Origin of the sequence: Devosia sp. (genome assembly GCF_017307495.1) — a bacterium.
GTDB lineage: Bacteria > Pseudomonadota > Alphaproteobacteria > Rhizobiales > Devosiaceae > Devosia_A.
Genome location: NZ_JAFKHE010000021.1, coordinates 117,321 through 131,584, shown reverse-complemented (window position 1 = coordinate 131,584; position 14,264 = coordinate 117,321). Strand labels below are relative to the sequence as shown.

Below are 14,264 nucleotides of genomic sequence, written 5' to 3'. Positions count from 1 at the left end.
CCGCGTGCCATAGGCCCAAAACCCCGATCGGCCGGCGAGGCGTGAGCCTCATTCATTCTGCGGACTACCGCGAGGGGCAAAGGCCCCGCCGGCCCGTTCGCTTCATCCCCCGCAACGGGGATGGCTCTTTGACAAACTCCGAAGCCGCATGGCTGTCGGACACGTTCGCACGCCCCGTGCTCTGCCGCGACCGGCCGTCTGCCCGGAAACCTCGGATCCGTCAGGCAGCGGAGCGGCCAGACGCTTGGCCGGGAAGCGAGCACGGCGACATTGGTCAGGCCGGTTCGTCACTCAGAGTGATCACCGGCCATCGCTCGGGATTGTGCACGTTGCCGTTGCCCATGGTCGACCAGGTATAGCTCTCATACGGCGTCGCGCCGGGCCATGCGCGTGCCATTTCCTCGGCGCGGGCCGACTTCTCGTCGCGGTTGTGGAAGGCGCGGTAGGCCTGGATGCGGAGTTGCTGTCCGGCCTGTGGGGATGGCACGCCGATCTGGGCCAGTCCTGACCAGGGCAGCGCGTATTCCACTGTCCAGCCGGTGTCCCTGTCGTGCGGAGCGTTCAGCGTACCCTCTATCGCCACCGCATGCCGGAGGCCGGGCAATTCCCAGTTCATGTCGCCAATGCGGCCGGCCAGTTCGCCGGCGCGCGCGGTGTAGTAGACAAAGTCGCGGGTCTTGAAGAGCGCCTCGATAGCCGCATGGTCCTGTCGCGCGATCAACGGCTCGAGCCAGGTCCAGCGGAACTCGTAGATGGTGTTGATCGGGTTGACGCCGACCTCATAGTAGCGCCCGACGCCATTGACGAAGACTTCGGCATCGTCATCGAGCATGTAGAGTTGTTCGTGATGCCGCACTGCGGTGCCGCGCACATCCGGATCGGCGATCCGAAAGCCGACATAGAGGTAGGTTTCGTCCCAGAGCAGTGCGACCGACGCGGCTGGCGCATCGACGATGCCGGTCTCGATGCGGCCCATCGGGGCAGACCACTCCGCCCGATCCCATTCCGGTTCGTCGAGCTTGCCGTCGATCGTCAGGGGGCTCGTCACCCTGCGGCAGGTGTAGGTGGGAATCGCCGGCAGGTCGCGCGTCGGCACGTTGGCCACGGTCGCCCAGCGCGGTACTTCCGGAAACCGGGGCGAAGGTCCCACCGACAGGTGCCCGTCGCTGAGGAAATCGGGCCTCAGCTCAGCCGAAGGTGCACGATCGTCGAGTGGCTTGCTCATGAAACGGTCCCGGCTGTTGCTGCTCTTGAGCTGAGGGCATTTGCTGACCCTGGGTCAATCAGCCGACGTTCCGCTGAGCGAAATCGCTGTGCCGCTGGATCGGCGGCAGGCCGGCATCTCCCGGCGTCGCGGCGTCCCGGCCGGCTACAGCGGCAGGTAGCCGGTGAATCCGCTGATCTTCCAGGTCCGGTCCTCGCGGCGGAGATGGAAGACCGATCGCCAGGCAAGCACGAGGGGGTCGTCGTCCTTGCGTTGGATACGGCCGTCGATCCGCTTGTGTGCGAGGGCCCGGTCACCGGCGATATCGATGCGAGGCAGCGTCTGGCACCTGATCCAGGCGGGTCGCAGCTCCTCGGCGAAATTCTCCCGGTCCCACCGGGCGGCGACCGCAGCGTCGCGATAGGCCTCCACGTCGGGATAGGCGGGGCGCCAGTCGTCGGGGTTCAGCGACAGGGCGCATTCGATGCCGAGAAAGCCTTCGCTCACGTAGTCGTCGGCGACAATCGACCAGTCGCCGCTGAGGAAGAAGTCGCTGTCCCGGCGGACCAGCATCTCCCAGATCGCATGGCGGTCGGCGTCGGAGGGCGGGAACGGATTGGCTTCGGTCATCGGGCCTTGTCCGGAGTCGGCAGGGGGAAGGTCGGTTCGTGCAGTTCGCCGCCCATCAGTTCGCTGATCCGCCGCGCCGCGCGGAACAGCATCGCCGCGGCGTCGTCGAACGGCACGATGACCTGATGGCTGGCGAGGAACGACATCGTCAGCGCCGCGAGCGACACGCCCGCCGCATTGATGATCGGAAAGCTGAGGTCCGTCACGCCCTGCACCACCTCGCCCTCGATGCGCTCATAGCCCTGCACCGCGATGTGGGCGATGCGCTGGCGATAGCGCGAGAGCTGCTCGGGCGGCACGATCGTCTCGGACTGCTCGAGGATCCACTGCTGCACCGGGGCGGGCTGGAACGCGACGATGGTGCGGCCCGAGGTGCCCCGAACGGCAGGACTGGCGGCGCCCACCCGCAGGCGGATGGCGATCGGGGCCGGGCTGTCCACCTGCGCGATGATGCGCTGGTTGAGCCCGTCGACCACCGCCATGTGGATTTCCTGCGAGGTCTCGAGCGCCAGCGCATTCATGATCGGTTGCGCCGCATCCACGACACGCCGGAACGGCGGAAACAGGGTGGCGAGCCCGAACAGCTGCGTCGACAGGACCAGCGCTTCCTCGCCCGGCGGCCGGAGAAGGTAGCCCCGTCGCTCCAGCGCCAGCACCACGCGGTAGACTTCCTGCAGCGAGCGACCGAGCCGCTGCGCGATCTGGCTGGGGGTCACCGGAGCCGAAAGCGTGGCCAGCAGCTCGAGCACGTCGAGGCCCTTTTCGAGCGCCGGCGCCGTGTAGGCGGGTTTGTCCGAGGCAGGCTGCCGTCGGGCGACCGGCTTGGCTGCCGGCGCAGGAGTGCTTTCCTCGCTCTGTGCTTTCGGACGCCTCGCCATTGCTCCCCCTTGCCCCTGCCGTGGCGCCGCCGTCGACTAACACCGACCCGCCGCAACTGCCACTGCCGCCACCGGCAGTAACACAGGAAAACGCCGCAACCGACCTCCGGCCCCGCTACGGTCGAACCAGTGTCAGCGCCGCAGCCGATGGTTCAGTCCCAGAGCATCAGCCACCCGGCGCCCGGACAGTCGAACAGGTGCGTCACGCCGGTCGGCACGCCATCGGCAAGCGGCAGCGCCTTCACCGCGGAGGAGTCCCAGCCCGCGACGAGTACGTGGGCCTTGGTCACCAGAAGGTGCTGTGGCCATTGCGTCAGGGTGTCGAGTTCGCCGACCAGGACCGGCTCCGCGCCGGTGACATCGAAGGTCGATACCGTGTCGATGCTGCGATTGGCGAAATAGACGTGCCGGCCGTCGAGCGAGCGCTGGATGTCGCCCGGATAGTTGCGGGTCCACCGTGTCTTGCCCGGGCCGGCATATCGGCTGCTGCCGACATTGGCCCAACTGGCGCCGCCACGGCGTCCCACGACGAGGTTCGCGCCCAACTCGCCGCTGATCGCCAGCCGCCCGTCCGGTAGCACCACCCCATGGCGTGGGCCGGTATTGGCCGGAACGACCGTCGTGCGGGTCGGCGTGAGCGCATCGACCCCAGGCCTGGTCGGGTCGACGCTGAATTCGCGCACCAGATCGGCGCCCAGATCGATGACGATCAGGGTCTCGCCATCGAAGAACGCCTGGTGCGGATGCGCATCGTCCTGCCGCTCGGTCTCCGGCCCGCCGCCGCTGAGCTTGAGCAGCGCGATAGGGCCGTCGAAGCTGCCGTCAGGCGCGAGCTTCTGCAGGGCCAGCGTGCTGGTGCTGTAGTTGGTGACGATGAGCAACCGACCGCTGGGATCGACCACCAGATGACACGGCTCGGCTCCCTCGCTCGCTTTCTCGCCCAGCGTCACGGCGCGGTCGCCTTCGATCCGCCAGGCGTGGATTTCGCCCTCCATGCCGACGCGGGAGGTTCCGTACACCACCGGCAGGCTAGGGTGACGCGTCAGGCTCGAGAGCTGGTTGACCCGGGCCAGCGTCTTGCCGCGCCACCTGCCTCCCTCCTGGACCCAGCGCGTCAGTCCATGCAGTTCGAAGATGCCGCGCGACGCCACCAGCAGCGACTGCCCTTCGCCAAGCGTAAAGTCAGACATGATCCCTCCTCGTCGATCTACTCGGACGCGCCGGGACCGAAACCATCCCAATGACCCACGATTCTGCCATGATCGACAATGCTGGCGCGCCGCAACATGGCGAAGGCCATGCACACGTGGTTGGGGACGATCTCGAGCCGCATGCCCACCGGCAGCGGGATCGGCGCGCCCTCGCCATGCCAGCGCAGCCAGCCGTGCTCTTCGGACATGCGCTCGATCACCCAGCCCGGCGCATTGACGATCAGTCCCATCCCGGGGAAGTCCTCGCGATGCGCCGAGGCCGGCACGAGGTCGGTGCTGAGCGACTTCGAGCCCGCATCGATGCACGCCCGCTCCGGCTCGGGATGGCTGACCACGGTCGCGATCACACGGATGGCCGTTGTGTCGAGGCTGGCATTGCCCAGGGCGATCTGGCCGACATCGTTGAAGGCATAGATGCCCGGCCGGATCTGGGTCACGCCCGGCACGTGGGCGACCTCGCGGGCCGACGCCGACGCCCCCAGCGACACGATCGGCAGCGGTACGCCGCGAGCGCGGATGGTCTCCGCCACCCCGACCATGAACGCGCCGGCGGCCCGGGCGCGCGAGGCGAGATCCGGATGGTCCTTGGCGCCGTAGGTGGTGCCTTCGTGCGTGTAGATGCCGACCAGTTCGACACCGGGAACAGCGTGAATGGCAGCCGCCACATCCGGCGCCTTGTCGGCGGTGACCCCTTCGCGCCCGAGGCCGGAATCGATGGCGAGCATCATCCGGGCGGTTGTGCCGGCGGCAACGAAGGTGGCGCCGATGCTGGCCGCCGCCGCTTCGCTGTCGGTCGCCAGCATGAGGTCGACCGTGCGGGACAGCTCCAGCGCCCGCTTCGCCTTGTCGGCGCCGACAATCGGGTTGGCGACGAACAGCCGCTTCACTCCGGCCGCCGCGAACGCCTCCGCCTCGCCAAGCTTGGCGACGCACAGCCCGTCAGCTCCGTGCTCGATCTGCCGCAAGCCGACTTCGGCCATGCGGTGCGTCTTGGCGTGGGGGAACAACTCCACCTTGGCCGAACGGGCGATGGCCGCCATCTCGTCCAGGTTGCGATCGAGCACGTCGAGGTCGATCACGAGGCCCGGCGTCGCCACCGGCAGGTCGGCCCAGCTGGCGCCGTTGGCGTCATTCGCGATGGCTACGGCAGTCCGGCTCATATCTTCAGGCTCCCAGGCGCAGTGCCCGACCGTTGCGATGGCCGGTGACATGATTGTTTTCGACGGCGAACGTGCCGTTGACGATGACATGGACGATCCCCGAAGCGGCCTGCCGCGGGTTCTCGTAGGTAGCGTTGGCCTTGACGTTGTCCTGGTCGAACACGACGAGGTCGGCCATCGCGCCGGCGGCGATCCGACCGCGATCGGTGAGGCACAGGCGATTGGCTGCGGAACTGGTCATGTGGCGCACGCACTCCTCCAGCGTCAGCACCTTTTCCTCGCGCACATAGGTTTCTAGCATGCGCGGGAACGTTCCCCACGAGCGGGGATGCGGCCGGTCACCGACCAGGATGCCGTCGCTGCCGACGGTATGCTCGTCGCGCTGCATCAGCGTCCGGACATGCTCCTCGTGGCCAATGAAGAAGACGCATGGCGCGGCCCGCTCGGTGGCGATCAGGATGTCGAGCGCGAGCTCGGCCGGCGACGTGTTGAGCTTTCGCGCCGCGTCGGCGAGGCTGCCCTCCATCATCCACTCCATCTCGGGCGCGCCGGGGAGCCCCGCGAGATAGACATTGGACCAGTTGACGGTGAGGCCCTGATGGCCGTCCGAGCCGATCACGTCGAGCGCTTCGATGATGCGCTTGCGCGTCTCGGGATCGCGCAGCCGCTGCATCTGCTCCTCGCCCGATCCCGCAAGTGCCCAGCTCGGCAACTGCGACAGAAGCGTCGTCATGCCGGCGAGATAGGGGTAGGCGTCAAAGCTCAGGTCGATGCCTTCGGCGATCGCCTCGTCAAACATCTTCAGCAGTTGCGGAAGCTTGCCACGATTGGGCTCAAAGCTCAGGTGAGTGTGTGCGAGGTGCAGCGCCACGCCGGAACGACGCGCGATCTCGAAGCACTCCGCATAACCGCCGAGCGCATCGGCGCCGTAGTTGCGGTGGTGCGGGCAGTAGAAGCCGCCATACTCAGCGACCACTTCGCACAGTGCCACCAGTTCGTCGGTATCTGAGTACATCGCCGGCACGTAGGTCAGGCCCGTCGAAAGCCCCACGCCGCCTTCCTCGAGCGCCTGCCGCAGCAACACCTTCATCCTCTCGAGTTCATCCGGGGTCGCGAGGCGAGGCTCGTTCCCCATCACCAGCATGCGCAGGTTCCCGTGCGGCACGAGGTAGGCGCAGTTGACCGCGACATTGCCGTCGAGGCGCTCGAGGTACTCGGCGACGCTGCGCCAGTTCCAGTCGAAGCCCGGCGGATCGTCGTTCCAGCCCTTGAGCTGGCTGCGCAACTCGGCAAGCGTCGCCTCGTCGATCGGCGCGTAGCTCAGCCCGTCCTGTCCGAGCACTTCGGTCGTGACGCCCTGGCTGAGCTTGGAGGTGTGGTCGGGGTTGACCAGGACTTGCAGGTCGGAATGCGTGTGCATGTCGATGAAGCCGGGTGCAATGCACAGCCCCGAAATATCGACGACACGGTCGGCGTTGGGCCGCTTGGCGCCCTTGAAGACGCCGGCAATCCGGTCGCCTTTCACCAGCACGTCGCCACGCACTGGAGCGTTGCCCAGGCCGTCGACGACAAGGCCGCCGGTAAACAGGATGGAACTGGTGCTCATTGCTCTTCGACTTGGAGTTTCTGGTTGTTCTTGGAACTGAGGTAGATGGCGTCGGTAACGGCCACGACGCGCGCGGCCAGGCGGGCTGTGAGGCCGGCCGGGGCCGGTGCGCCGAAACCGCACTCGATCAGCGCCTTGGTCGGGGCGCCGGGATCGTAGACGCCGGACGCGTCTGGCCCGCGGTACTCGACGGTCTCGCCATTGGCCCTGACCAGCCGCAGCGTGTCGGCGACCGAGTCGGCCCAGAGCTGGCCGTTGCCGCCGTACAGCGCCATGTGCCACTGCGGCCGGGCCAGGTAGGGGTGCGTGGAAGCGGCGCTGAGTGCGGCCGAGCCGCCTCCCGCGAACTCGGCATTGACGGTGGTGTGCAGGTCAATGTCGCTGGCCGGCGGAAACGTGCTGGCGTTGAGCGCGACGATGGGCTCGCCGACCAGCCATTCGACCATGCCGAGCTGATGCGACATCGTCACTGCCGCCGAGCCGCCCCCGGAGATGGCTTTGTCGGTATAGGTCGCAGTATTCGATTCCGCCTTGCCGCCCCAGCCCCCGTCCGTGCCGCCCGAGAGCAGCGCCCGGGTGTTTACAGCCAGGTGCATCGTCATGTGCTCGACAGGGCCGACCTCTCCAGCATCGATCAGGTGGCGGGCAAGGGCAAAGATCGGTGCCGCCGGCCAGCCGAAGCCTACCAGCAGCACCCTGCCCAGGCGCTCCGCGGTGTCACGCATGCGGCGGGCAGGTCCGGCGCTGAGAGCGAAGGGCTTTTCCACCAGCACATGTGCGCCGGCTTCGAGCGCAGCGATCACCTGTTCCTCATGCGCGACCGGCGGGCTCGACACCACGACAATCTCGGGTCCCGTCGCCAGCGCCTCGCGCCAGTCGGCGAAGTGCGGCACCTCGAACTGCCGACCGAGGTTTGCCGCCATCTCGGCATTCGGGCTCGAGATCGCCACCAGTTGTACCCGCGGGTCGGCCTTGAGCGCCGGGAGGTGGCTCGATTGTGACCAAGCGCCGGCGCTTAGCACCGCGGCCTTGATGGTTTGGCTCATTTGCCGACCCCGGCGGTAAGCGCACCGACAACGTGGCGCTGGAAGATGAGGACGAGAACGGTGGGCGGCAGCATCGACATCACCGTGGCTGCGGCAAGCGCGTTCCAGTTGAACTGCTGCACCGACTGGAACCCGGCGAGCAGCGGTGGCACGGTGAGTTGGTTGGTGAGGACCAGCGAGTAGAAGAACTCGCTCCAGGCTTCGAGGAAGATCAGCACACCTGCTGCAACGAGGCCGGGCCGTGCGATCGGCACGATGATGATCCACAGCGTCTGCAGGCGCGTCGCGCCGTCGATCTTGGCCGCCTCCTCGATCTCGCGCGGCAACTGGTCGAAGTAATTCTTGAGGATCATGATCGCCAGCGGCAGGGTGAACACATTGTAACTGATCACCAGCGCCCAAGGCGTGTTCAGCACCCCCATGACCCGGAAGGCGACGAAGAACGGGCCGATGATGGCGATGGCCGGCACGATGCGGCTGGCGATCACCGAGAGCTCGAAGGTGCGGGCGCCCCTGAACGGATAGCGCGACAGCCCATAGGCGGCGGCGCCTGCGATCAGCAGGTTCAGCACGACCAGGATCGAACTAACCAGCAGGCTCTGCCCGATCGCCGGCACCAGCCGGGTCCCCATGTCGGTGCTGCCGATGCCCTTGCCGCCAGTATTGCCGAACAGCACGGCGAGATAGTTGTCGAATGTGATGCTGGAGGGGATCAGCGGGAATGGCTTGATGCCGAGCTGACCCGGTGTGATCAGGCTGGATACCACCAGATACCAGACCGGAAGCAGGATCCAGACCGCGAACACCAGCACCCCGGCATAGAGCGCGACGGTGGCGGGAATGTTGCGACGACGACCGTGATCGGCTGCTGCAATGGCCATCACATGGTCTCCTTGCGATAGAACAACCTTACGATCACCAGGCCACCGACAAGGGCCACCACGCCAAGGATGACGGCGAGCGCCGAGCCGAGCCCGATATTGGTGTTCACGAACAACTGCCTGTAGATGAGGATGCTCATCACCTGCGTGGTGTCGCCCGGTCCGCCCTGTGTCATCGCGAAGACGACGTCGAACTGCAAGAAGGCATAGATCACGTTGAACACCGTGACGGTGATCAGCACCGGCCGCAGCCAGGGCAGGGTGATGTTGGTCAGGCGCTGCCACCAGTTGGCGCCATCGAGTTGCGCCGCTTCGTGCAACTCCTCGGGGAGGGTCTGTAGGCCTGCAAGCAGAAGGATGCCGGCAAAGCTCGCCTGCCGCCAGACCGCGGCCAGCACAGTGATCGGCATCGCCGTGTTCGGGTCGGACAGGAACGGGATGTAGTCGCTGGTCAGCCCGAGCATCAGCAGCACGGCGTTGAGCCCACCCACGCTGCCGTCGGCGAACCACTTCCACAGGATGCCGATCACCAGCCACGGCGTCGCCCACGGGATGATCAGCAGCGCGCGTGCAAGGCCCCGTCCGATGAAGCGCTGGTTCAGCAGCATCGCCATGGCGAGACCGATCAGCGTCGACAGGACGACGAAGCCGATGGCGAAAGTGGCCGTTACCTGGGCCGAGCGCCAGAACACCGGGCTCGAGAAGATGATCTGGTAGTTCTCGATGCCGACGAAGGGGCCGAAGCTTGCGCCGCTCGCGGGCACGTCGTGCAGGCTGTAAATCACGGTGAGAACGGTCGGCAGCGCCAGCAGGACGATCAGAATGATCATCGCTGGTGCCACCAGCTTCAGCCCGAATGCACGGTCGGCTTTCGGGGGGAGTCCGCTCAGGTCAGGTGCCGCAGCCACGTGCTCTCCTCAGTCATCTGCAGTTGGCCATGCATGGCCGACATCCATCCGCCATCAAGCGAAAGGATCGGAGCGCCACCGCCCCGTGGGGCGATGGCATGGATGAGGTTGGGACTAGAGCGTCTTGCCGCCCTGCGCGCCCTTGGCGGCGGCGGTCAGGTCCTCGACCGTCTTGGCCGGGGTCGCCTGGCCGAGCAGCAGGGCGTGGATGATGTCGCCGACCTTGGCCTGGAAGTCCGGGTACCAGGGCAGGGTGCGGGCGGGCACCACGTTCGACTTGGTCGCGAACGTGTCCGACAGCATGGCGAGATCGTAGTAGTCGGGGAACGAGGCGATCACTTCGGGGTCGGTGAAGAACCCGGCATACGGAGCGGCGAGGCCGGCGGCCTTGGCCCACTGGTTGAACACCTTGAACTTTCCGTCGGCGTCCTTCCAGCCATAGTACTTCATCAAATCCCAGGTCGCGAGCCGCTCATCCTCGCTGTCGGACTGACCCATCTGCAGCACTTCGCCGATCTGCAGCGTCGACGGGCCGGCCGGTGCCATGTTGACATTGGCCGACTCCGGACCCTCGAGCGAGCGGATCGACGTCAGGAAGTAGTGGTGCAGCACGTAGAAGGCAGCGTTGCCCTGTGCCATCTCGTTGCTGAGCTTGCCCGGATCGTCGGTGAGCAGTGACTTGGGCGCGAGGCCCTCCTGGTACATGGCCTGCCACCACTCGAACACGCCGACGGTCTTGGGATCGTCAGCGAACACCGGCTGGCCGGCATCGTCGAAGGCAGTGATCTGCTCGTTGAGCAGGTACGTGTGAAGGTATTCCTCGCAGAACTCCTTCACCCAATAGGCGACGTAAGGCGAAGCGACCTTGGACTGCAGCGACTTGGACGCATCGTAGATTTCCTTGAGCGTCGTCGGCACGGCCAGGCCTGCATCGGCAAGCATCTTGGCGTTGTGGTGCAGCATGTGCACGGCCGAGAAGTACGGGGCACTGATGATGTCCCCTGCGGCGTTCACGTGCCGGCGGCGGGCGCTCTCGAACATGTCGGCGATCATGTCGTCGACACCCGGGAGGCCGTTGAGCTTGTTCGCCCAGCCCTCGTTGATGAACTTCTGCGAGTTGTAGGCGAAGTTGTAGTAGAGATCGATCTTGTCGCCGCCGCGCAGGCGGGTCTGCAGCGCCGGGGTATAGCCGAGGTTCGGAATGACGGCGACATTGACCGCCGGGTTGCCCGCGGCAGTCCATTCACCGACCAGCGACTTGATAGTGTCGGGCTGGAAATCCCAGGCCAGCATGTCGAGCGTACCCGAATAGGCTGCCTTGGCGGTGCCGGTCATCAGACCCGGCACTAGGGTTGCGGCCAGCGCGGACGCGCCACCCGCCTTGAGGAACGAACGACGGCTGAACGAGCCGAGGCCGTTGGTGGTTCTGGTGGTCTTCATGAGTTCCCTCTCTCCTGGACGAAGCTGAACGACGACACGAAACAAGGGCAGTTCGGATCGCCCGCGGTTGGCCGCAAACGTCCCCGGGTCCCGCCCTGAAGATGGACCCGGCACTTTCGACATCTGCGCAACCCGGCCCGCCGGCCTGCTGCTTCCTGTCCGTCGAGCGGGCGCTTCCCTCAACCCGCTCGTCGGTAACTTCATGCGATTAGGCTACGGCATGCACTATCATATATCAACACCAACTTTTGCATATGATAGAGCCTGCTCAGCCTATCGTTCTGAGCACTGTCTCCGCTGTTTCCAGCGTGCGATCGACGTCGGCATCGGTGTGGGCGGCGCTGATGTGGTTGCGCTTGAGCGGCAAGGGCAGCATGAAGATGCCCCGATCGCACATCCCCTGGCGGAACGCGACGTCGCGAGCCGTATCGTTGGCGAGCAGGTCTTCGTAGCGTTCGATGTTGCCGCTCATGAAGTAGGGGGTGAACACGGAACCGAACCCGGCGGACACCATCGGGATGCCAAGCCGTCCGGCGATCTCCGCTAGACCGGCGCGCATCCTGTCGCCCAGCCGGAAGGTGCGCTCGTGCACCGTGCCGTCCTCGAGCGCCGCAATTGTCGCCAGTGCCGCGGCCGATCCGACAGGATGGCCGTTATAGGTGCCGCCGACGAACACCTTGCCGCCCGGCGCAGTGCTGAACTGCAGCATCAGCTCCCGCTTGCCGGCGATGATGGCGCAGGGATAGCCATTCGCGATGGCCTTGGCGAAGGTGCTGATGTCGGGCTTCACGCCCAGCACGGATTGGTACCCGCCGAGGCCGTGGCGGAAGCCGGTGATCACCTCGTCGAAGACCAGCACGATGCTGTGCTGGTCGCAGAGGCGTCGCAGCCCTTCGACGAAATCCTGCCGCGGCAGCACGCAGCCGATATTGTGCGGGATCGCTTCCATAAAGATGGCGGCGATCTGCCCGGGGTTCTCGGCAATGGCGCGTTCGGTCGCCGCGAGGTCGTTGAACGGAACGATGATCGTGTTGTCGATCGCGTCCTGGAGCTGTCCGGCGCTGCCCGGATCCTTCTTCCCGATCTTGTCGGCAGGACTGATGACGTTCATCAGCAGGTAGTCGTGCCAGCCGTGAAAGGTGCCCTGGAACTTGATGAGCTTCTCGCGGCCGGTCACGCCCCGGGCCAGGCGCACGGCCATGTAGGTGGCCTCCGAGCCCGACGAGAAGGCGAGCGCCATCTCGGCCGAGGGAACGTATTGCACTACCTTCTCGGCGAGCTGGATCTCCTGCTCGGTGACGCCGACGCCGACCATGTCCGGACCGTTGAGGGCTTCGACGACGGCAGCGTTCACAGCCGGGTCGTTGTGGCCCAGGACGATCGGGCCGAACGCGGCGTGGTAGTCGAGGTAAGTGTTACCGTCGGCATCGCGAATGTAGGCGCCTTCCGCCCATTCCCATGAATAGGGCTGGCTGAGCCGCCGGGTCGCGGAGTTTACGCCGCCCGGGATTACCTTTGTGGCGCGCTCGTACAGGCTCTTGGACTTGTCGATATTCATGTCGGGACTGGACTCGTGTCAGGAGAGGCCGAGCAGCGCGAGGCTGTCGCGGTGGATGATCTGTTCGATCTTGTCGCTGGGAACGCGGGGCAAGGCCGTGCCCTCGACGATCGCGTTGACATTGCGAAGGGCGTGGAGCGTTTCGGCCGGCGTCGTGATCGGGTAGTCCGAAGCGAACAGCAGCTTGTCCAGCACGTTCCATTCCGTGGCTTTGATCATGCCTTCGTAGAAGGTGTACGGGCGGTACAGCAGGCCCGAGACGTCGGCATAGACGTTGGGGTGCTTGCGCACGACTACGGCCGTATCGACCGTCCAGGGGTGGCCCATATGGGCCATGATTATCTTGAGGCTGGGGTACCGCATGGCGATTTCGTCCACCACCAGCGGATGCGCGTAGCGGATCGGTGCCATCCGCACCGGCGAGGTGCCTATGTGGAACAGGATCGGCAAGCCATGCCGCTCGGCCTCGCGGTAGATGGCCAGTGCGCGGCTTTCCAGCGGATCGAAGACCTGGTAGTTGGCGCCCATCTTAATGCCGCGCAGCTTCAGGTCCGTGCGCGAGCGCTCGATCTCCTCCAGCGCCTTGGGATCGTGCGGATGCACCGACATGAACCCGATCAGTCGGTCCGGATGCGCATTCGCAAAGGCAGCCGTCACGTCGTTCACGCCGACGGCGACATCGCCGGGCTCGTTGAAGCCGTTGACGCCACCGGTTCTTTCACCGGGCGCCCACGCGACGCCGAAGACGATCGACTTGTCCGCCGGCTTCTGTGCCTCGAGGTAGTCGTTCCAGCTGTAGACCGAGTCCACCGACCGGTCGGGCCGCCAGGTATGGTGCAGCCGACGGTTCTCGGTTGGGACTGCGTTCCGGAACTGAGGCGTATGCGAGTGGACGTCGATGATCATGTGGTCTTCCCCTGCGGCGCGCCGAGTTCGCGCGATATGGTCTGGGCGCAGCCCTCGACCGCAATTGCGAGGTCGGAGAGGCTGGCATCGGTGACCCGTGTGGTCGGGCCGGAAATGCTGACGGCGGCGATCACCGAGCCGGAATGGTCGCGGATCGGCGCCGCGACGCAGCGCAGCCCTTCCTCGATCTCTTCGTCGTCGACGGCGTAGCCGCGCGCGCGGATCTCATCGATCTGGGCAACGAGGCGGTCAGGATCGGTAATCGTGTGGCGGGTGTGGGGATCCAGCCGCATCCGCCCGATCAGCTGCTGCCGCACCGGTTCGTCCTGGAACGCCAGCAGGGCCTTGCCCACGCCGCTGCAATGCAGCGGATCGAGGAAGCCGACGAACGAGGCCATCCGCATCGACCGCGAGGCGTCAACCTTGTCGATGCACAGGGCATTGTCCGCGCTGAGGATGGACAGGTGCACTGTCTCGCCCGTCACCGCGACCAGATTTTCAAGATGGGGACGCGCGGCGCGCCTCAAATCCAGGTCGCCCATCGCCCGTGCGCCGATCACCAGTGCCAGCATCCCCAGCCGATAGGTCTGGTTCTGCGGGTCGCGCTCCAGAAGTCGCCGGCCGGTCAGCGTCGCGAGTACGCGGAACGCAGTGCTCTTCGGCAGCCCGGTCGCCGACACGATCTGGTCGACCGTCAGCTCGCCGTTCTGCCCGGCCACGCACTCGAGGATGTCGAGGGCCCGGTCAACGGAACGAATAGCGTAGCGATCCTCGTCAGAATTCATCTGATGAACTTCAATTTTACTCAGTGAAATCAGTGAATGCGACTTTGCAGC

Annotated in this window: 13 protein-coding genes; all 13 read right to left on the bottom strand. The window is 65.9% G+C overall.

Annotation, left to right across the window (positions count from 1 at the left end; all coding sequences use genetic code 11):
* Nucleotides 1-274 precede the first annotated feature (274 nt).
* Nucleotides 275-1,225, bottom strand: coding sequence for a carbohydrate-binding family 9-like protein (locus J0I99_RS13940; RefSeq protein WP_291398318.1), 951 nt, complete (start codon nucleotides 1,223-1,225; stop codon nucleotides 275-277).
* A 144-nt stretch (nucleotides 1,226-1,369) separates the two neighbouring features.
* A complete protein-coding gene (locus J0I99_RS13935; protein WP_291398317.1) occupies nucleotides 1,370-1,834 on the bottom strand; it encodes a hypothetical protein in 465 nt (154 codons plus the stop codon).
* A complete protein-coding gene (locus J0I99_RS13930) occupies nucleotides 1,831-2,712 on the bottom strand; it encodes an IclR family transcriptional regulator (RefSeq protein ID WP_291398316.1) in 882 nt (293 codons plus the stop codon). The genes J0I99_RS13935 and J0I99_RS13930 overlap by 4 nt, the downstream gene beginning before the upstream one ends.
* Nucleotides 2,713-2,864: 152 nt before the next feature.
* Nucleotides 2,865-3,902: a beta-propeller fold lactonase family protein gene (locus tag J0I99_RS13925; RefSeq protein WP_291398315.1), complete on the bottom strand. Its 1,038-nt coding sequence runs from the start codon at nucleotides 3,900-3,902 to the stop codon at nucleotides 2,865-2,867.
* A 17-nt stretch (nucleotides 3,903-3,919) separates the two neighbouring features.
* Nucleotides 3,920-5,083, bottom strand: a complete 1,164-nt coding sequence (locus tag J0I99_RS13920; protein WP_291398314.1) for an alanine racemase — start codon at nucleotides 5,081-5,083, stop codon at nucleotides 3,920-3,922.
* A 4-nt stretch (nucleotides 5,084-5,087) separates the two neighbouring features.
* A complete protein-coding gene (locus J0I99_RS13915) occupies nucleotides 5,088-6,689 on the bottom strand; it encodes an amidohydrolase family protein (RefSeq protein WP_291398313.1) in 1,602 nt (533 codons plus the stop codon).
* Nucleotides 6,686-7,735: a Gfo/Idh/MocA family oxidoreductase gene (locus tag J0I99_RS13910; protein WP_291398312.1), complete on the bottom strand. Its 1,050-nt coding sequence runs from the start codon at nucleotides 7,733-7,735 to the stop codon at nucleotides 6,686-6,688. Before J0I99_RS13910 ends, J0I99_RS13915 begins: the two co-directional genes overlap by 4 nt.
* On the bottom strand, nucleotides 7,732-8,616 hold the full coding sequence (locus J0I99_RS13905; protein WP_291390486.1) for a carbohydrate ABC transporter permease: 885 nt from the start codon (nucleotides 8,614-8,616) through the stop codon (nucleotides 7,732-7,734). The genes J0I99_RS13910 and J0I99_RS13905 overlap by 4 nt, the downstream gene beginning before the upstream one ends.
* Nucleotides 8,616-9,446 (bottom strand): carbohydrate ABC transporter permease, encoded by an 831-nt coding sequence (locus J0I99_RS13900; protein ID WP_291398311.1) that lies wholly within the window; start codon nucleotides 9,444-9,446, stop codon nucleotides 8,616-8,618. Before J0I99_RS13900 ends, J0I99_RS13905 begins: the two co-directional genes overlap by 1 nt.
* Before the next feature lie 192 nt (nucleotides 9,447-9,638).
* Nucleotides 9,639-10,964 carry an ABC transporter substrate-binding protein gene (locus J0I99_RS13895; RefSeq protein ID WP_291398310.1) on the bottom strand — a complete coding sequence of 442 codons (1,326 nt, stop codon included), beginning with the start codon at nucleotides 10,962-10,964 and terminating at the stop codon, nucleotides 9,639-9,641.
* A 268-nt stretch (nucleotides 10,965-11,232) separates the two neighbouring features.
* Nucleotides 11,233-12,522, bottom strand: coding sequence for an aspartate aminotransferase family protein (locus tag J0I99_RS13890; protein WP_291398309.1), 1,290 nt, complete (start codon nucleotides 12,520-12,522; stop codon nucleotides 11,233-11,235).
* Between the two features lie 18 nt (nucleotides 12,523-12,540).
* Nucleotides 12,541-13,428: an amidohydrolase family protein gene (locus J0I99_RS13885; RefSeq protein WP_291398308.1), complete on the bottom strand. Its 888-nt coding sequence runs from the start codon at nucleotides 13,426-13,428 to the stop codon at nucleotides 12,541-12,543.
* Nucleotides 13,425-14,213, bottom strand: coding sequence for an IclR family transcriptional regulator (locus J0I99_RS13880; protein ID WP_291398307.1), 789 nt, complete (start codon nucleotides 14,211-14,213; stop codon nucleotides 13,425-13,427). The genes J0I99_RS13885 and J0I99_RS13880 overlap by 4 nt, the downstream gene beginning before the upstream one ends.
* Nucleotides 14,214-14,264 lie beyond the last annotated feature (51 nt).